This is a genomic window from Rhizobium viscosum (genome assembly GCF_014873945.1).
Taxonomy (GTDB): domain Bacteria; phylum Pseudomonadota; class Alphaproteobacteria; order Rhizobiales; family Rhizobiaceae; genus Rhizobium; species Rhizobium viscosum.
Window position 1 is genome coordinate 3,704,197 of the sequence record NZ_JADBEC010000001.1, and the last position, 18,398, is coordinate 3,722,594.

At 62.2% G+C, this 18,398-nt stretch carries 22 protein-coding genes; 12 read left to right on the top strand and 10 right to left on the bottom strand.

All coding sequences use genetic code 11. The annotated features are described in order from the left end of the window. Positions 1-15 precede the first annotated feature (15 nt). Positions 16-1,248, bottom strand: coding sequence for a metallochaperone AztD (locus H4W29_RS18190; protein ID WP_192730152.1), 1,233 nt, complete (start codon positions 1,246-1,248; stop codon positions 16-18). Positions 1,249-1,617: 369 nt separating this feature from the next. On the opposite strand from H4W29_RS18190, the gene H4W29_RS18195 reads away from it, so the two are divergent. Beyond that, a complete protein-coding gene (locus H4W29_RS18195) occupies positions 1,618-2,676 on the top strand; it encodes an NAD(P)-dependent alcohol dehydrogenase (protein WP_192730153.1) in 1,059 nt (352 codons plus the stop codon). A gap of 6 nt (positions 2,677-2,682) precedes the next feature. Here H4W29_RS18195 and H4W29_RS18200 read toward each other — a convergent pair whose 3' ends face one another. The 6 genes from H4W29_RS18200 to H4W29_RS18225 all read right to left on the bottom strand — a co-directional run bounded on the left by H4W29_RS18200 (position 2,683) and on the right by H4W29_RS18225 (position 6,770). After that, a complete protein-coding gene (locus tag H4W29_RS18200) occupies positions 2,683-3,582 on the bottom strand; it encodes a LysR family transcriptional regulator (protein ID WP_192730154.1) in 900 nt (299 codons plus the stop codon). Between the two features lie 105 nt (positions 3,583-3,687). Further along, positions 3,688-4,308: an ATP-dependent Clp protease proteolytic subunit gene (locus tag H4W29_RS18205; protein WP_192730155.1), complete on the bottom strand. Its 621-nt coding sequence runs from the start codon at positions 4,306-4,308 to the stop codon at positions 3,688-3,690. A 48-nt stretch (positions 4,309-4,356) separates the two neighbouring features. Further along, positions 4,357-4,713, bottom strand: a complete 357-nt coding sequence (locus H4W29_RS18210; protein ID WP_192730156.1) for an SRPBCC family protein — start codon at positions 4,711-4,713, stop codon at positions 4,357-4,359. Next, positions 4,710-5,024 (bottom strand): ArsR/SmtB family transcription factor, encoded by a 315-nt coding sequence (locus H4W29_RS18215; RefSeq protein ID WP_192730157.1) that lies wholly within the window; start codon positions 5,022-5,024, stop codon positions 4,710-4,712. Before H4W29_RS18215 ends, H4W29_RS18210 begins: the two co-directional genes overlap by 4 nt. A gap of 329 nt (positions 5,025-5,353) precedes the next feature. Continuing rightward, a complete protein-coding gene (locus tag H4W29_RS18220) occupies positions 5,354-5,779 on the bottom strand; it encodes a putative quinol monooxygenase (RefSeq protein WP_192730158.1) in 426 nt (141 codons plus the stop codon). A gap of 142 nt (positions 5,780-5,921) precedes the next feature. Then, entirely contained in the window at positions 5,922-6,770 is an 849-nt protein-coding gene (locus H4W29_RS18225; RefSeq protein ID WP_192730159.1) for a VOC family protein, read from the bottom strand. 270 nt (positions 6,771-7,040) lie between these two features. Between H4W29_RS18225 and H4W29_RS18230 the strand changes: the two genes are divergently transcribed. Then, positions 7,041-7,979: an AraC family transcriptional regulator gene (locus H4W29_RS18230; protein ID WP_192730160.1), complete on the top strand. Its 939-nt coding sequence runs from the start codon at positions 7,041-7,043 to the stop codon at positions 7,977-7,979. 39 nt (positions 7,980-8,018) lie between these two features. Here H4W29_RS18230 and H4W29_RS18235 read toward each other — a convergent pair whose 3' ends face one another. Then, entirely contained in the window at positions 8,019-8,540 is a 522-nt protein-coding gene (locus H4W29_RS18235) for a NuoB/complex I 20 kDa subunit family protein (RefSeq protein WP_210332197.1), read from the bottom strand. Positions 8,541-8,676: 136 nt separating this feature from the next. Here H4W29_RS18235 and H4W29_RS18240 point away from each other — a divergent pair, with 136 nt between their 5' ends. The 9 genes from H4W29_RS18240 to H4W29_RS18280 all read left to right on the top strand — a co-directional run bounded on the left by H4W29_RS18240 (position 8,677) and on the right by H4W29_RS18280 (position 15,164). Further along, a complete protein-coding gene (locus H4W29_RS18240; protein WP_192730161.1) occupies positions 8,677-8,853 on the top strand; it encodes a hypothetical protein in 177 nt (58 codons plus the stop codon). Positions 8,854-9,023: 170 nt separating this feature from the next. Beyond that, positions 9,024-9,299, top strand: a complete 276-nt coding sequence (locus H4W29_RS18245) for a hypothetical protein (protein ID WP_192730162.1) — start codon at positions 9,024-9,026, stop codon at positions 9,297-9,299. Positions 9,300-9,401: 102 nt separating this feature from the next. Beyond that, positions 9,402-9,809: a hypothetical protein gene (locus H4W29_RS18250; protein ID WP_192730163.1), complete on the top strand. Its 408-nt coding sequence runs from the start codon at positions 9,402-9,404 to the stop codon at positions 9,807-9,809. An 88-nt stretch (positions 9,810-9,897) separates the two neighbouring features. Beyond that, positions 9,898-11,268, top strand: coding sequence for a PepSY-associated TM helix domain-containing protein (locus H4W29_RS18255; protein WP_192730164.1), 1,371 nt, complete (start codon positions 9,898-9,900; stop codon positions 11,266-11,268). Positions 11,269-11,275: 7 nt separating this feature from the next. Beyond that, positions 11,276-12,184, top strand: a complete 909-nt coding sequence (locus H4W29_RS18260) for a copper uptake system-associated protein (protein ID WP_246517218.1) — start codon at positions 11,276-11,278, stop codon at positions 12,182-12,184. Further along, positions 12,181-12,780, top strand: coding sequence for an SCO family protein (locus tag H4W29_RS18265; RefSeq protein ID WP_192730166.1), 600 nt, complete (start codon positions 12,181-12,183; stop codon positions 12,778-12,780). Before H4W29_RS18260 ends, H4W29_RS18265 begins: the two co-directional genes overlap by 4 nt. A 162-nt stretch (positions 12,781-12,942) precedes the next feature. Then, positions 12,943-13,308 carry a copper homeostasis periplasmic binding protein CopC gene (gene copC / locus H4W29_RS18270; protein ID WP_192730167.1) on the top strand — a complete coding sequence of 122 codons (366 nt, stop codon included), beginning with the start codon at positions 12,943-12,945 and terminating at the stop codon, positions 13,306-13,308. Beyond that, complete coding sequence (copD, locus tag H4W29_RS18275; RefSeq protein ID WP_192730168.1) at positions 13,308-14,195, top strand: copper homeostasis membrane protein CopD; 888 nt, start codon at positions 13,308-13,310, stop codon at positions 14,193-14,195. Before copC ends, copD begins: the two co-directional genes overlap by 1 nt. 102 nt (positions 14,196-14,297) lie before the next feature. Beyond that, on the top strand, positions 14,298-15,164 hold the full coding sequence (locus tag H4W29_RS18280) for an arginase family protein (RefSeq protein ID WP_192730169.1): 867 nt from the start codon (positions 14,298-14,300) through the stop codon (positions 15,162-15,164). 150 nt (positions 15,165-15,314) lie between these two features. Here the strand turns inward: H4W29_RS18280 and H4W29_RS18285 are convergent, their stop codons facing one another. Together H4W29_RS18285 and H4W29_RS18290 are read right to left on the bottom strand one after the other, a co-directional pair. Next, positions 15,315-15,740, bottom strand: coding sequence for a GFA family protein (locus H4W29_RS18285; RefSeq protein WP_192730170.1), 426 nt, complete (start codon positions 15,738-15,740; stop codon positions 15,315-15,317). Positions 15,741-15,772: 32 nt separating this feature from the next. Beyond that, a complete protein-coding gene (locus tag H4W29_RS18290; RefSeq protein WP_192730171.1) occupies positions 15,773-16,405 on the bottom strand; it encodes a DapH/DapD/GlmU-related protein in 633 nt (210 codons plus the stop codon). A 200-nt stretch (positions 16,406-16,605) separates the two neighbouring features. Here H4W29_RS18290 and H4W29_RS18295 point away from each other — a divergent pair, with 200 nt between their 5' ends. After that, entirely contained in the window at positions 16,606-18,390 is a 1,785-nt protein-coding gene (locus H4W29_RS18295) for an adenylate/guanylate cyclase domain-containing protein (RefSeq protein WP_312872309.1), read from the top strand. Positions 18,391-18,398: the final 8 nt, after the last annotated feature.

The window sequence follows — 18,398 nt, forward strand, 5'->3', positions numbered from 1 at the left end:
GGTCTGCCAACAGGCTTAGTGGCTGGCGCCCGAGCCGCCGGCGGCGACAAGCCCGAAGGGTTGGCCTTCGACGGGGATCGTGCGCGTTTGCTTCAGTGTTTCGCTACTGACAAGGCGGATCAGGCTGCGGCGAGGATCGGTGATGGCGATATCATCGCCGGCCACGGCCAGCCGAGGACGCGGATCGCGCCAATGGCCGTCCTTGCTGTAGGGTTCCGTGACGGTTTCCGATCTGACGATCTCGCCCTTCACCGTATCGAGCAGATGCAGCCTGCCATCTTCGGTGAGGATATAGGCATTCTGGAACTTTGCCGGATCGAGCACAAAATCGACGCGCCGTGTCGGAAGGTCGATAACGCGGTAGGGCGCCTCAGTACTGTCGGGGTCAATCAGCACCACCTTGTCCTCCCCGTAATTGCCGAGGAAGAACTGCATGGAGCGGCCGCCGAGCAGGGTGGAGACCTTGCCTTGCGGCAGCGACGCGCCATAAGCGATCATCTCCACCCTGGGGCCTGCAGTGCCGCCCGGGCGGGCAATAAGCACGCCTTCCTCGCAACCGAAGGCAACGAGGCGGGCAGAGGTCGCCTCGCCATGCAGGCCGGTGCAGGGCGTGACATCGCCGATCTGCCGACCATCACGGTCGAGCACCCGCAGACCAAGGCGCGGTGGCAGTTCGCCCTCCTTGACCGGCGCCTGCATGTTCGGCACGGAGACCAGCAGGTGATTGCCCATCGGCACTGCGACGCCATGATGGGCGGCGATGGTATCGACAGCCTTCGGCTCCGGCTTTTCCTGCAGCAGGCTGCTTTCCTTCAGGAGATCGAAGTGGTTGGTGCGATCGTAGAAGATCGCTACGTCATCGCCATGCGTCACCACATGGCCGGGCTTCTCGCCCTTTATCGTCGCGCCGATCAGCTTCGGCGGCGCCACCTCGAGATCGCGATGCTCCCCATGATCGGAAAGGGCAATGCCGGTATCGATGGCGTGAACGACATTCTCTTCGCCCTGGACGGCAAAGACCGTGCGCCCGGTCTCGCTCAGCGACAGGGCGGCATAACCCTTGAGATCGAAGCGGCCGATCTGTCTCCCGCTTGCAAGGTCGATGGCGTGGACGATCGGCAGGCTGTGGTCAGCCACGAAAAGCCGCCAGCTCTCCTGCTGTTCCTCCTCGGCGCCGGAAGCCGATGGCAAGGCGGCGGATGTGAGCGCGGTGGCGACTGCGAATGTAGCGAAGAGGCGCCGGGACATGAAATCTCCTTTAATGTAATAACATTACATTCTCGTTGTTATAAAGTTACGTTTGCCTTGTCCAGTCCTGGCTGCAGGATTTTTGAGAAACCAGAGCCGTACGTTCATTCGGACGCACAAAGGACGCGCTAACTCTTTGAATCTACGAATCGGGCGCTGGCCTGGTCTGATGTTTGGCCGGCTTTTCATCGTGACTGGATGGCGGTGTGCAGGCGCTGATCCCGCCGCACTGTGACGCAGGCCATTGATGTCGATTGCTGAGCCGAGCTCACAAGCCCATCCCGCCCACCTCGTCTAATTCGGATAATCCGCGGACGCTATATTCCTTCGGTGCAGCTTCTGCTGCCCGTCAGCTTAAGGGATAAGCCATTGAGAACATCCGGATTTGCCGCAACCGATGCGAATACGCCGTTGCACCCTTTCTCCTTCGATCGCCGGGAACTGCGTCCAGAGGACGTGGCGATCGATATTCTCTATTGCGGGGTCTGCCATACGGATCTGCACATGGCCCGTAACGACTGGGGCTTTTCGGCCTATCCCGTCGTGCCTGGCCATGAGATCGTCGGGCGCGTGTCTGCAATCGGCAGCGGCGTTTCGCACTTCAGGGTGGGCGACAATGTTGCCGTCGGCACGATTGTGGACAGCTGCATGGAGTGCACCAACTGCCGGCGCAACGAAGAGCAGATGTGCTACAAGCGTGCCACTGTCACCTATAACGGCCAGGACCGGGTGACGGGCGAGACCACCTATGGCGGCTATTCAAACCATATCGTCGTGCGCGAGGAATTCGTGCTCAGCGTGCCTGATGGGCTGGATCTTTCGCGCGTCGGGCCGCTGCTCTGCGCCGGGATTACCACCTATTCGCCGCTGCGCACCTGGAATGTCGGCCCCGGCAGCCGGGTGGGTGTAATCGGGCTCGGCGGGCTCGGGCATCTGGCGGTGAAGTTCGCTTCGGCGCTGGGTGCTGAAGTGACCGTGCTGACGCGCTCGGAAGGCAAGGTCGGCACCGCCCGCGCGCTTGGCGCCGACAAGGTGCTGCTGTCGACGGATGCGAAGGCGATGGAGGCTGCTGCTTTCGCCTTCGACGTGATCATCGATACCGTGCCCTACGAGCACGATCTCGGCCCCTATCTCAACACGCTCGATTCCGACGGCACGCTGGTCATTGCCGGCTCGCTGGTCGATACGCCGAAATTCAGCAACCTGCCGCTGATCATGGGGCGCCGGCGCATTGCCGGCACACCGAGCGGCGGGATCAGGCAGACGCAGGAAATGCTGGATTTCTGCGGCCGAAAGAACATTCTGCCGGAATGCGAGATGATCGCCATGGGCGATATCGCCAAAGCCTTCGAGCGGCTGGAGCGCGGCGATGTGCGCTACCGCTTCGTTATCGACATGGCAACGATGCCGGCGGCGCAAACGGCCTGAGGTCGCTTACCGTTTCGGGATAGCGCGTAGCGCTTCCACGAAGACCGAAAGGGCCGGCGGCATCTGTCGCCGGCTCGGATAATAGAGGGAATAGCCGGCAAAAGGCTTGCAGTAATCCTCCAGCACGCGGATCAGCCGGCCGCTTTTGACATGCTCGGCGGTGAAATCCTCGAAGACATAGACGAGGCCTGAGCCTGAGAGTGCGGTCTCGATCATCATCTCGGAATCGTTGACCATGAAACAGCCCGAGACCTTCACCTCGATGTCGCGGCCATTCTCTTCGAATTCCCAGGCATAGGGGCCGGCCAGCGAGGCCATGTAATAGGTCACGCAGTTGTGCTTTGCGAGATCGGCGGGGGTTTTCGGCGGCGGGTTACGGGCGAAATAGTCGGGCGAGCCGACGACGGCGGCGCGGATATCCGGGCCGACGCGCAGGCCGATCATATCCTTGTCGATGCGCTCGCCGAAGCGGATGCCGGCATCGAAGCGGGAGGCGACGATATCCTCGAACCGGTCACCGACGATCAGCTCCACGCGGATATCCGGGTAGGTGCGATGAAACTCCGGCAGGATCGGCATGACGAGCGAGGTTGCGGCATGCTTGCCTGCGGTGATGCGCACGGTGCCGGAGGGCTTTTCCCTGAGCTTGCCGAGTTCCTGCAGGCCGCGGTTGATCTCGGCAAAGGCGGGCTGGAGGGTGAGAAGCAGGCGCTCGCCGGCCTCCGTGGTGGCCACGCTGCGGGTGGTGCGGGCGAGAAGCCGCATGCCGAGCCGCTCCTCCAACTGGCGCATCATGTGGCTGAGACCGGAGGAGGAAATGCCGAGGCGGGCGGCGGCCCTGGTGAAGCTGCGCTCTTCGGCGACGATGACGAAGGCGGCGAGATCATCGAAATCGTGACGCTTCATTTCTGACCTGCCTTCAGGAATGGTGGCGACTATGGGGTGTCGCTCACTTATTTAGGGCAGGGACGGCTGACCTCGCAAGATGGCCGTGGTCCGTGACATCAGGGACTATTGCGGTAGCGCGTCCGCCACCTCTTCACGCTCCTGCAGGATGCGGTCGATCAGGCCCCATTCCATGGCTTCTTGCGCAGTCATGAAGCGATCGCGATCCATCGCCTGCTCGAACTCATCATAGGATCGGCCGCAATGCTCGGCGTAGAGGCGCGTCATGAGCTGCTTGGTTTTCCTGATTTCCTCGGCATGGATCAGCATGTCGGACGCCTGGCCCTGGAAGCCGCCGAGGGGCTGATGGATGAGGATGCTGGCATTGGGGAGTGCTGCCCTTTCCCCCGGCTGTCCGGCCATCAGCAGGAAGGAGCCCATGGAGCGGGCCGTTCCCATGCAGAGCGTATGCACCGGCGCGCGGATGAAGCGCATCGTGTCGTACATGGCAAAACCGCTGGTCACCACGCCACCCGGCGAATTGATGTAGAGATTGATCGGCTTCTTCGGATTTTCGGCCTCGAGAAACAGAAGCTGGGCGCAGACGAGGGCGGACACGCCGTCGTTGATCTCGCCGTTCAGGAAGATAATCCGCTCACGCAGGAGGCGTGAGTAAATGTCGAAGGATCGCTCCCCTCTCGAGGATTGTTCGACGACCATAGGGACGAGTTGCATCGCTTCGCGCATCGGCGAACTCCAATCTTTCAGAATTGATAAGCGGGAAGGCCTGCCGCGTCAGGCGGCGAGCATCATGGTCAGGCTGTTGCTGTTGGCGACAGATCTCGTGAGACGCTCGAAAGTGGCATCGGTCAGCTCGTGGACAATCCGCAGGCTGGTTCCGCCGGATGCATTCGCGGCGATCGTGAAGGTGACGGTGCTTTCGAGATAGGGCGGGGCATCGTCGCGCAATCGGTAGCGAATTTCCTTGCCCGGCGTCTCCGCGAGCGATTGCGGGTCGGCAAGCGCTTCCTTCGGCAGCCATTTCTCCCGGAATTCCGCAATGCTGATCGCCCGCCACACCTTTTCCGGCGGCGCATCCAGCTCGTATTTCTGCTCGAAGCCGGTTTGTTGCTTGGCCTGTATCTCGTTCATTGGTCCATATCCTTCAGCAAGAGCTTGAGAGCATCGATGCGGGCCGGCCAGTAGGCGCGATATTTCGCCAGCCATTGGGCGATGAGGGTAAGCCCTTCCGGATCGACTTCGTAATTCACGAAACGGCCTTCCTTCTGTTCGCGCACAAGCCGTGCCGAGCGCAGCACGGCGAGATGCTGGGACATGGCCGGCTGGCTGATATCCATGCCCTGGCGAAGGGCGCTCGCATTCATGCTGCCGTGCGCCAGCTTCTCGAAGATCGTGCGGCGGGTGGGGTCGGAGAGAGCGCGAAAGATATCATGTTCCATCATGATGACACATAAGCACACACTTATGCGATTCGCAAGAGGTGAGGAGCGGAGACGTTGCGCGCTGCGGAGGGGAATGATCGGTCGAGGGTGAGGTGCCCCCGGCAGTCCGGCGGGGCAGAGGGGGTGACGACGTGCGCCGACGATCAATGCGTCCAATGCCCTGCCAAGCGCTCGATCGAGCCTTGCCGTCGCTCCTCGTTTTCAGCAGCAAGCATTAGTTCTCTGCCCATACCCACGATGGCGCTGATCATCTGCAATCCAAAGATTGTTGATAAACAGGACCGAAAACGAGACCGAGGCCCAGTGCTCAGCTGCTTTCCATGATCACATCAGCGGTCGGTCGCCGCGTTGTTGAGGATACCCATACGGATCACGGTGACTTCGCCATCGGCAAATTCGGGCAGGCGCGCGAACCAGGACTGTACATGCGGCGTCTGGTTATGCGCTTCGAAATCGGCCTGGCTGGCGAAGATCTCATAGAATATGAAATGTCCGGGCGCCTCGCGGCTTTCCTGAAGGAAGTAGAGCAAGTTCTTCGGTTCGGCGCGGACCTGCGGCACGAGCGACAGCGTGATGGCGCGCAGCGCATCTTCCTTGCCGGGCTTGGCGCGAACCTGTGCGACGACGGCATAAGCGTCGGCGGGAATATCGGCGTAGCGCAGGCCGCCGACGTCGCGAGCGATCGCCGGGGACGATGCAAAAGCGGTCGCGAGCAGCGCCGCCGGCGTGATGTGGGACAGGAATCTCAGTGGCATTACTTATCTCCTTCCTTCGATTGCTCGCTCGCTGCTCTCAGGTCTCACGCTGGAGTTGCGCCATCGGGTTCGAGCCGAGGCGCCGGTGAGGAAGGGGTTAGCGGGCGATGTCGCGGCAGCAGCAACATTTCCTGCTCTCTGCTCAGCGCGATGCGGCCACCATTTTACGTCGCGCTTCGAACGCATCGTCGAAGGTTTGCTTGACCGGACCCAGCGCCTGCACGAATTCGAGCTGTTCGCCTTCCGAGCCGGTGCAGTAGATCAGCCGCCACCCATCCGACTTGCCCTCGGTGATCGGGTTGGAATTGGCGTCGAGCGGGGCTGCTCTGCGTTCCGCCTCGCTCGTCACGGTCACGACGCGGTTCGCGCGGACATGCGTCATGCCGCGCCGCGCCGATTCCGCTTCGAGGTCGGCGATGAACTGGTTGAAATCGACATCGTCGCGAATGTGAAAGCAGATGTGCATCATCCGCGGAAAAGCAGGGCTCATATGATCGAGCGGCTCGGCAAATGCTCGCGGACCACCCATCGGCTGATCGGCGTCGCGATATTGCAGAAGCTCGATCACGACATTGTCGAACTGGACGAAGCGCACATCGAGCCGCTGCGCGCCGCCGCGGAGATCGGGAATTCCCATTACGCGCGGATTGACACCGCGTGTGCGCGCTTCGATTTCCTGACCGGTCAGCAGCGTATTGTGAATACGCTCGCCCTGAAAGTCGCCGTCCCGCATCACCTCGGTGCCGCCGAGAACCTGTGTATAGAAGGTGAAGGCCCGTTCCATGTCCTGGACCGTCAGGCCGAAATGCTGGACGCCTTGCAACCGGGGGCCAATCGGCAGCTCGGGTTTGGCCGGGGAGGCCGTCTGCTGCCCCTGCGCCGCGGTCGGCTGCACCATCCCGGTCATCGATGCGGCCAGGACCGCGCCCGTGCTTTTCAATGCGTCCCGGCGATTGAGGCCGCCTGAAATCTGCCCACGATCTTCTATCATCTTTTGCTTCCCTCAGCTTATGCGAGTGCTTGGCGGCCCCGGCTGATGCTTCTTGGCGCAGCGTCACGCTGCCGCTTCAAAAAATTGCCGTGCATTCCAGCGGTTTCATCATCCTCCGCCGCCCGAAGTGAATGCCGATGTCCGACGACAGATAAGAGCGCCGCGGCTGGTGGGTATTTCAGAATCTTGCTATTTTGCTGCCCTAGGCGCTTCGATGGTTCGCTGAATTTGCGTCATCAAAAGCGTCGAGGCGGCCTGGAGGGCGGGCGGTTGAAATTCGAAGAGGCCTGGAAGGGGTTCGGCCACAATGAAGCTCGGGATGGCGAGGGCGCCGGCCTTGCTTCCTGCAGGGCGGTATGCACTTCCGGCGTGCCGCGATACTGGACAGATCATCTGATCGCACCGGTACGCACGATCGGCGCCGAAACGGCGGCGTCGCTCAAGTTGAGCTATTGGTTCTCGACCGTCGAGGATTCCCCGCAAGAGGGTGATCCGAACTTCGTCAGTGCCTCGCTCCGAACGAGCACAGCGACGGCCTGGCGCGACGCGGCGCCGTCGGGCTTGGTTTCCATGTTGCCGTTCGAAGGCGCACAGTGGCGCTTCGAGCAGCCGGTGAGCTTCATGCAATTCCACATTCCATTCGACCTGATGGGCATGGTTTGCGCTTCGCTGTTCGGAAAGGAGCTCACCCACGATCATCTGCGGATGCCCGCCGACGTGCTGGATGCTCGGCTGCACCGTAGCCTGGAGCGCATACGGCATATAGCCTCCTCAATCGAGCCTACCAATCTCCTCCTCGACAGTTGGGCATTGATCCTCGCCGAAACGTTTCTTCTGCGGTTATCGAGTCACGGCGAGCGAAACGGGCACGGACCATTCGGCAAGCTTCCGGCTCGGGGCATCGCACGCGTTGTCGATTACGTCGAAGATGGCATCGACCATGACCTGCGGCTGTCATCGCTCGCGACCGTTGCAGGGATGAGTACCTATCATTTTGCCCGTCGCTTCCAAGAGACGGTTGGCATGTCGCCCCATTCTTATGTGCTGGGACGGCGGATCGAACGGGCTGGAGCCTTGTTGCGCCGAAGGGATGTGCCGCTCGTCGATATCGCGCTCGCTTGCGGTTTTTCCAGCCAGTCCCATTTGACGACGGTGTTCCGCCGTTGTCTCGGTGTCACCCCCGGAGAGTATCGCCGGCGCGCACAGTGATTTTCAGTGGCTTGACGGTGCCACTGTCACGGGCACCGCCTAGCGCTCGATCGAACCGCGGCGGCGGATCTTCTTCTGCAACAGCATCACGCCGTAAAGCAGCGCTTCTGCGGTTGGCGGGCAGCCGGGGACGTAGATATCAACAGGCACGACGCGGTCGCAGCCGCGAACCACCGAATAAGAATAGTGGTAATAGCCGCCGCCATTGGCGCAGGAGCCCATGGAGATGACGTAGCGCGGCTCGGGCATCTGGTCGTAGACCTTGCGCAGCGCCGGCGCCATCTTGTTGCAGAGCGTGCCGGCGACGATCATCAGATCGGACTGGCGCGGGCTTGCGCGGGGAGCGACGCCGAAACGCTCCATGTCGTAGCGGGGCATGGCGACCTGCATCATCTCGATGGCGCAGCAGGCCAGCCCGAAGGTCATCCACATCAGCGAGCCGGTGCGCGCCCAGGTGATGAGGTCGTCGGTCGAGGTCAGGATGAAGCCGCGATCGGCAAGCTCGTCATTCATGTCCTGGAAATTGGCGGGAATCAGGGCTTTCTCGGACAGGTCCGGCATGGCCTTCTCCTTTCGAAATGGCTTTCGAACCTGATGAGGATGCCAAGGTTCCCGCCGGCCGGAAAAAGGCTCCGTCTCTGGAACATTGCAGCTCCGGCCTCGTTGGGTTTCCTCACGCAAGCCGGAGGATGAGACCATGACAAGTCCTGCCACAGCGATCAGGATACTGGCGCCCGAGCCTCCGTCGGTTCCCGTTCCGCCGCCCGGAAAACCCGCTCCGCCCGTCAAGGAGCCCGCGCCGGACAAGCCTGACAATGACGAACCGGTGCCTGATCCCGGCGAGGATGGGACGTCCGTCGAGGCTGCGCCATGACGCCGGCAGCGAAATACCAGGTCAAGCATCTGTCGATCTATATCGGCCTGATCGTAGCAGTGGCTGTCATCATTACCGTCGGCGCGTTCATCGCCGGCGGCTGAGAGGTTTTCGGGAACAAAGGTGCGGCAGGGCGGTTCGGCTCGATCATCATCAGTTGGAGCACTGCCATGACCGGACATCAGGAAGGCGCGCGTTTCGCGCTTGTGCCGTCAGGCGAGCCTAATGTTTTCCACCTGACCGTCGACGGAAAATATGTCGGGACCATCGCCAGCGACGACAAGAGCCTGTCGATGGTAAAACCCTGGGGGTGGCGCCTGATGGCCGCCGACGGCACGCAGGGCGACATGCCGCTGGCCGGCCGGTCGCACAATCTCGATGAGGCGCTGGCCGAGGCAAAGCACGCCTACGAACACCATCGGGACGAACTCTCTCATCGCATGTGAACCGTTCTCGCCGCGGCGAACGAATGTCGCATTGAGCTTTCCCGCGGATGCCGCTATCACGGATTCGATGCTGAGGCAGGGGCCTTTCGGCGCAGGGGAACGATGCAACACCGTGTGGACAGGATCGAGCAATGGCTGGTGCGCATTCTGTGCACCATCGCGCTCGTCTTCGTCGGCCTTGCGCACCAGGTTCCCGCCGCTGCCGAAAATGATCTGAACCCTGCGGCGCTTGCCCAATATGTGCTGCCTGACGGCACGCTGCCCACACTTTGCGTCACCGTCACGGACGACAGCGGCAAGGAACACGGCAAGATCGCGCATCTCAATCCGTGCGAAGCCTGCCGCATCAGCGCTGCCGTCCTGCTGCCGCAGCCTGCCGACATTACGGGCGCCCCCATGGGCTTCGTGCTGGCGGCGGAACTGCCGCGTCGTGTCGAAGCCTTCCATCGCCAGCTTTTCCCGCCGAATACGGGGCCGCGCGCCCCGCCTGCCAATCCGATCCTTGCCTGAACCCGTATTGCGGCCAAGGCCGTGATGCGTCCTGCAATCATGGCCGGGCTGTATTGATGCTGCCGGCCGAGGATCCGGATCTACTTCCATGTCTATCATCACTGCCACTGAGGCAGAGAACGCCGTATCGGGCGTTTCGCTCTATCGCGCGATCTGGCGCTGGCATTTTTTCGCCGGCCTGCTCGTCATTCCCTTCCTGCTGAACCTTGCCATTACCGGCTCGCTCTACCTCTTCAAAGATGAGATCAACAATTCGGTCTTTGCCTATCGTTACATCGTGCAGCCTGCCGGCGAGCCGCTTGCGCCGCAACGGATCGCCGATCTGGCGGCGGCAGCCGTACCGGGCTCGGTTGCGAGTTCCTACAAGGACCCGGGTGCGTCAGACCGGTCGGCGATCGTCACGGTGTCTTCGGATGCCGGCTCGACGCTGGTCTTCGTCAATCCCTATGACGGCAAGGTGCTGGATGCCGTCGGAACGACCGAGGAATTCAATTACGTCGTCAAGCGCATCCACAGCCTCGCGCTCTTCGGGGGCATCCCCAACAAGCTGATCGAGATCACCGGCGGCTTTGCCATGGTGCTGGTCGTGACCGGCATCTATCTCTGGTGGCCCCGGCGGCAGGCGGGTGGGGTGGTCACCGTGCGCGGCACGCCTTCGCGTCGGGTCTTCTGGCGGGATCTGCATGCGGTGACGGGCGCATTTGCCGGCATCCTGATCTTCTTCATGGCGATGACGGGCATGCCCTGGTCCGGCTATTGGGGCAGCAATGTCAATGCCTGGCTGACGAGCCACGATCTCGGCTATCCCGTGCAGCTCTGGGATGCCGTGCCGAAATCGCAGAAGGTGACCGAGGATATCCTGCCCAAGGCCGGATGGATCGTCGAGAAGGCGCCCGTGCCGTTGTCGGAGATTGCGGCCGCACAGTCGAAGAAGCCGATCGGGCTCGATCGCGCCGTGGAAATTGCCCGCGGTCTCGGCATGGCGCCGGGCTTCGATCTCGCCATTCCCGGCAGCGAGAGCGGCGTCTACACGGCGGCGATCTATCCCGATGATCTGACCAACGAGCGCACGCTTCACATCGACCAGTATTCCGGCAAGCCGCTCATCGATCTCTCCTTCGGGCAGTATCCTTTGCTCGGCCGGGCGATCGAATGGGGCGTCAACGTGCATCAGGGGCAGGAATTCGGGCTCTTTAACCAGTTGCTGATGCTGGCGACCTGCCTTGCCATCATTCTCTCCTGCGTGACCGGCATCGTCATGTGGTGGAAGCGGCGACCGGCCGGCCGGCTCGGCGTGCCGCCAATGCCGCCGCGGCGCTCGGTCTATTTCGGGCTGTGGGCCATCGTGCTTGCATTCGCCATCGCCTTTCCGATGAGCGGCCTGACGATCCTGCTGATGATCGCCCTCGACCAGACGGTGATCCGCTTCGTGCCGCCGCTGAAGCGTGCCTTTGCCTGAGGAGGGGATGATGAAGACATTATTTTCTCTCTTCCTTGGCCTGCTGATCGCGACCGCTGCGGCGGCGCAGGACACTATCCGCATCGATCATGCGGCCTCGCATTCCATGGTGCCGGGCGCCAAGGTCGGCGACGGTTATCTTGTCATCACCAATAGCGGCGGTGAACCGGACCGGCTTGTTGCCGCAAGCTCGGATCGGGCAAAGACCGTGCAACTGCACCAGATGACCATGGCGAACGGCATCATGACCATGCGCGAGCTGAAAGGCGGGCTCGCCATTCCGGCCGGGCAGACAATCACGCTCGCGCCAAACTACCACCTGATGTTCCAGGACGTGGCCAAGCCCTTCAGGCAGGGCGAGACGATCCGCGCGGTGCTGCGCTTCGAGAAGGCCGGCGAGATCACTGTCGATTTCGCCGTCGGCAAGATCGCCGGGCCGCTCGACGATGTCGGCGGCGACGCCGGGGCCATGGACCATGGGGCGATGAATATGCCTGGCATGGAAGGCATGGACATGTCAGGGCCGTCACCTGAAGAGGCGATCCCGGAGACACTGAAAACCATGTTCGAACGGCCGGACAAGCCGCTGACCATTCTGCCCGTGGTCGTCAGGAACGTCTGGGCGATTGCCGGCTGGCAACAGGATGGGCGCGGTGGCCGCGCAATGCTGAAGAAGGGCCATCACGGCTGGAGCGTCTTTCTCTGCAGCGGCGACGGCATCCGGGAGGCCGCAGCGCTGGAGAAGGCCGGCCTTTCGCCTGACGATGCCAGGGCGCTGGCGGCGGATCTGGCCGATGCCGAGGCCAAGCTCGACCCCAAGGTGCTGGCGACGTTTGCGAGCTTCGAGGGCACCGTCATGATGGCGGGCGAGGCAGGCGATGCCGGTCAGGGCGGCCATGAGGGGCATGGGCAATGAGACAGAAGACCCTTGCCATCACGGGCTTTGCCGCAAGTGCGGTCTTCGTCGGCGCGCTCGTCGCGCTGATGGTTTCGCTCTATCTTTCGGAGCCGCGGACGGGGCCTTTCGACCAGCCGTTTTCGCTGGTCGACGACAGGGGCAACGCGGTCGATCAGTCGATCTTCCGGGGCCATCCGGCACTCGTCTATTTCGGCTATACGCATTGCCCGGAGGCCTGTCCGACAACGCTTTACGAGGTCGCCGACTGGCTGGGCACACTCGGTGATCAGGGCAGGGCGCTGAAGGCCTATTTCTTCTCCATCGATCCGGAGCGCGACACGCAGGAGGTGATGCATGATTATGTCACCGCCTTCTCGAGCCGGATCATGGGCATTACCGGCACGCCGGAAGAGATGAGGAAGGTTTCGGACGGCTGGTTCATCCATGCGGCGAAACTGCCTGCCGAGGACGGCAATTATCACATGAGCCATACGGTTTCGCTGCTGCTGATCGGTGCCGACGGGCGGCTGAAGGGGCTGATCCCGTACGGCATGGATCGCGACGAGGCGCTGGCGAAGATCCGTGATGTGTTGCTGGGCGGAGGAGGCGCGTGAGATGGCCCGAGGATGGCGACGAGCAAGGGGATCACGCCGACTGAGAAGCGGCTCTCACCAACAAACTCCGGCATCGAGCGGAATAAATCCGCTCTCCGACTGTCTAACCAGGCAAGGGCCGAGCGCCATCGCCTGTCCCTATGAACCGAAAGGCATAATCCGATGTCACGACTGACCCGCATTCTCTCCGTTGCCACCGTCGCAAGCATTGCCCTTGCCGGCCAGGCATTCGCCCATGCACATCTGAAAAGCTCCGTGCCGGCCGACAAGGCAGCCGTTGCATCCCCCAGCGAACTCGATCTCACGTTCACCGAGGAACTGAACCTCAAGTTCAGCGGCGTCACCGTGACCGGTCCTGACAAGAAAGGCGTCAAGCTTGGCGAGGGAATGCTTATGGATGGCGACAAGGTGCTGATGGTGCCGGTGTCCGATAAGCTCGCGCCCGGCAGCTATACGGTCGACTGGCATGTGCTTTCGACCGACGGGCACAAGACTGAGGGCAACTTCACCTTCACCGTAAAGCCCTGATGACACCGGATACCGCCAACATCGCCTGTCGTTTCGTCTTCGACGGGGCTGTCCTGTTTCTCTGGGGCAGTGCCGCCTATCTGTGGCTGCTCGTGCCCAAGGGGCTGAGCGGCAGCATCTGGGCGAGGCTCGCGGTCTGGCGTCTCGCGGCGGTGGTGCTGGCTGTGCTTGCGACACTGGTGCTGCTGCCGGTGCGCTGCGCCATGATCGGCAATGGCTGGGCGGACGGGCTGGACGGCGATGTGATGATATCGGTGCTGACGGCAACCTCCATCGGCACTGCCTGGGCCTGGCAGGCGGCATTTGCCGCTGCTCTCCTTATGGTGACATTGCTGCCGTTACGGCGGAAGGTTGCCGCAACGGCAGTCGTCTCCGCGCTGCTGCTCTGCGGCCTGTCGCTGACCGGCCATGCGGCCATGAACGACGGATGGCTGCGGGTGCTGCACCGGGCGAACGACATGGTGCATGTGCTCTCGGGCGGCGCCTGGGTCGGGGCGCTGATCCCTGTGGCGCTCGTGCTTTGCCGGCTTGGCGACGGCATGGCGGGGGCGGATGCCCGGATAGCCCTGATCCGCTTCTCGACGGCGGGGCATGTGGCCGTGGCGCTGGTCATTTTATCAGGCGTGGCAAACAGCCTGCTGATCATCGGCGGCTTGCCGCTTGACTGGAGCATTGCCTATCAGCGGCTGCTTTCCCTGAAGATCGCGCTTGCCCTTCTGATGATGCTGATCGCCGTCTTCAACCGCTATGGGCTGGTGCCGCGCATGGGCCGGTCGCACTCGGCCGGAAAAGCGCTGGCGGCGGGCACCTTGGCGGAGATCGCGATCGCCGTCTGTGTTGTCGCGCTCGTTGCCTGGTTCGGGACGCTGGAGCCGTTTCCTGGATAGGGCGCACCACGGAATTCCCAGAGGATATGGGGCTGCAATTCTCGCTTTCCGCAGGGAAACCGGCTAAATGGGAGGGAACACCACATTGCGAGGTTGTGAGCGGTGGCTGGAAAAGTCGAATATACCGTGTTCCAAGGACGCGCAGGAGATCACAACGACCTGGCGATGCCGGGTGCGAAGGCAATCGGCGAGGAATTGGAACGCCGAACCGGCATTTCGCCCGCCGTGATCGGCACTCCGGAGCCCGCCTTGAATGGCGGGTGGCGCGAAGAGCTCGATGCGGCGCTACCGTCGCTCAGAGAGTTGCAGTCCCGATTTGACGACGTGTTGGCCGCAGGCGCAATGTCGATCGCCGCCACCAGCCGGTGCGCGGTTTCGCTGGCGACCCTTCCAGCCGTTGCGAAACATCATCCTGCGGTCTGCATCGTCTGGTTCGATGCACATGGCGATCTCAATCCACCGGAGGCCAGCCCTACCGGATATCTCGGCGGGCTGGCGCTTGCGGGGCCACTCGGCCTTTGGAGTTCCGGTCTCGGTGCAGGTCTGGGTCCGGGTCAGGTCGTTCTCGTCGGTCAACGTGACCTCGATCCATACGAACTGGATCTGATTGCGAAACACGACATTCCGCATATCAAACCTGGAGCCGATCTTGCGACTGGCCTCAGGACCGCGATCGCCGGCCGCCCCGTCTATGTGCATTTCGACTGCGATGTCCTGGAGCCGGGCATCGTGCCCACGGACTATGAATGCGAAGGCGGCTTGTCGCTGGATGATGTGCGAGCCTGCTGCAAGGTTATCGCAGAACACGACTTCGTCGGGATAGAAATTGCCGAGTTTCAGGATGCGTGGGAAGCCGGCGGCCCGCCAGTATCACCGGGTGCTTTGCTCGATGCCCTCGAGCCGGTTTTGACGAAGGGCTGTCGCTACAGCATCGGCCCGAAAATCGGAATCGATTTTCGGAAAGCCTGATGCGTAGATTCAAAGAGTTAGAGCGTCCTTTGTGCGTCCGAATGGACGCACGGCGCTCTAAGCGAATGGCCGCTTCGGTCCCTCGTTTCACCCCGGCGGCTGCATGTCGCCGGAGCCATTTCCGGGGCAGGGTGCTTGCCGGGCATGATCTCATTTTGTCGGATCGAAGCGGAGGATGCCGGCGATTTTCGGGCCGGTGCCGGAATCCGAGGGATGGGAGACGCCATCCATGACCTGCACCTCCGGAAAATCGAAGGGGCTGATGCCCTCGATGCAAGCGACGTTGATGCCGAACTGGTTCGGATTCGAGCGGCGCTGGTGATGGGTGTAGATGCCGCAGGTCCTGCAGAAATAGTGCTTCGCTGTGCGGGTATTGAATTGATAGAGCGTCAGGTTGTCTTCACCTTCTACGAACTCGATATCCTTGAGATCGGCAGAGACGGCGATGGCACCGCGCATGCGGCAGTAGGAGCATGTGCAGCGGCGAATCGTGTTGAATTCATCAGCCAGCCGGACCCGGAATTTGACGCGGCCGCAGTGGCAGGCTGCTTCATGCTGATGTCTTTCATCGCTCATGATCTGCCTGTCTCTCTCAATGAAATCCCAAATTAGGCCCAGCGCTCGCAGAAAGCCTCGATATCGCTGGACTGAAATTCGGCGAGCCGCTCCATGATGGTCTCGAACGGCCAGTCCCACCAGGCGATGGCGGCAAGTTTTTCAGCAGTCGTTCGCGAGAAGCGTTCGCGGATGAACTTGGCGGGAACGCCGCCGACGATCGTATAGGGTTCGACGTCTTTCGTAACGACAGCGCCTGCCGCGAGTACGGCGCCGTCTCCGACCGTCACACCCGGAAGCACGATGACGCCGTGGCCGATCCAGACGTCATTGCCGATGACGGCGCGATCGGCTTTTCGATCGGCGAAAAAGGCATGATCGCGCACGGCATCGGCAGAATAATATTCCGGGCAATAGGTGAAGCGGTGCATCGACGGGCGGTCCATCGGGTGGTTGGGCGCGCCGATCCTGACCTCTGCGGCGATGGCGCAGAATTTCCCGATCGAGGCATCACCGACGATGCAGCGCTGGCCGAGGTAGGAATAATCGCCGAGTTCGACCGTGCGCAGGGAGATATGCTCCAGGATCTCGCAGCATTTGCCGATGCTGGAATCCCGGATGCTGGCTGTCGGATGGATGACGGTCTCGGCGATCTTGGGGCGGTTTGGCTGGGTGGTCGAATCCATGGGCAATCTCCGGATTTCGGCCTGCCTAACCGGGCAGGATGAAGGATGTGTGACGCAAGGAATGGCAAAGGGTCGGGCAGACATGGCAGCGCGCCTCGAAGCCTTTTCTGCTTCGGGCCAACCGACAAAACTCTATGATTTTGGCGGAATCCGCGCATATTGATTCCAGGGTACGATACTCCGCCGGAGCAATCACTGCTGTGGATCGAAAGCTCGCAGCCATCCTTTCCGCCGATGTTGCCGGTTTCAGCCGCCTTGCGGCGCTGGACGAGGAGGGCACGATCCATGCCCTCAACGCGAGCCTCGACCTGATCGGCGAAATCGTGCGCGCGCATGACGGCCGCATCTTCGGCACCGCAGGGGACGGGTTTGTCGCCGAGTTCGCAAGCGCCGTTCAGGCTACCAGGTGCTCGGTTGAAATCCAGCGTCGTCTTGCCGGCAATCCGGAGGATATGCCGGGGGATCGCCGGCTGGAGTTCCGCATCGGCGTCAATCTGGGTGATGTCATCGTGTCGGGCGACGATCTGCTCGGCGACGGCGTCAACATCGCCGCGCGCCTGCAGGAGATGGCGCCGCCATCAGGCATCTGCATTTCCGGGTCCGTGCGCGAGCATCTCTATGGCAAGGTGCCGTTCGCGCTGACGAGCCTCGGTGAACGCGCCATGAAGAACATACCCCGGCGGATATCCGTCTTTCGGGTCGACTGGCTGCAGGAGGCGCTGGAAGGCGGGGATGCCGGACCAGCGCAGGGGACAGGGCCAGCAATGCCATCACCTGCGCCCCGCTTCGGCAGAGACCAGCCGTCGATCGTCGTCATGCCCTTCGACAATCTCAGCGGTCAGGGCGATGAATATTTCGTAGATGGGGTCGTGGAGGAAATCACCGCGGCGCTTTCGTGCGTTCGCGAATTCTTCGTCATCGCGCGCCAGTCCGCCTTCACCTACAAGGGACGCTTCGTCGACGTGCATGACCTCGAGAGCGAACTCGGCGTCAATTACGTGGTCCAGGGCACCGTGCGGCGCGGCGGAGACCGCCTGCGGATCTCGGTGCAACTGGTCGATACCGAGACGCGCACGCAGTTCTGGTCCGAGCGTTATGAGGGCGCTGCCGAGGATATTTTCGAGCTTCAGGACAGGATCGCCGCACAGGTCGCCGGTGCCATCCATCCGGCCATTCGCAGTGCTGAAACCGAGTTGTCGAAGCGCAAGCCGCCAAACAGTCTGCGGGCCTACGATCTCGTCATGCGCGCCTATCCGTATCTCTGGGGCCAAAGCAAGGCGACGAACGAGCGGGCCATACCATTGCTACAGGATGCCATCGCGATCGACCCCGCTTACGGCCGCGCTCACGCCTTTCTGGCATGGTGCTACGCCCAGCACCTCGGCTATATCTGGACTGAAGAACCGGAGCGGGATCTGGAACGGTCCTTGAGGGCCGTCGAGGCCGCAGTGGGCTCCATCGACGATGATCCGACGGCGCTGACGGCGGTCGGCGGCGCCTTGAGCCATTGCGGCGATCAGGAGCGTGCGGCCGCCTATCTCGAAAGGGCCCTTGCGCTCGATCCGAACAATGCCTGGGCATGGGCGCGTTATGGCTGGGTTGCGAGCTACAAGGGCGAACCCGGTGCTGCGGAACGGTTCGAACGGGCGCTGACGCTGAGCCCGGCGGACCCGCTGACATTCAACATGCGGATGGGGATGGCCTTTTCGCTCGCCATGGCAGGTTCCCTTTCCGAGGCCGTCGCCATCGCCCGCGAGGTCGTCAACAAACATCCTGATGTCACCTGGTGTTACCGGATGATGGCGGCCTGGGCGGCGATGAGCGGCGACCTGAAGACAGCCCGGTGGGCGGCGGGCAAGCTCCTGGAGATCGAACCGCACTTTACAATCGAGCGGTATCTGTCGAGGCCCGTGTTTCGAGGCGTGCCGCAATGGGCGGCGCAAACGGCAGAGGGCTTACGGCAGGCGGGCTTGCCCGAACGCTGACGCGGCTT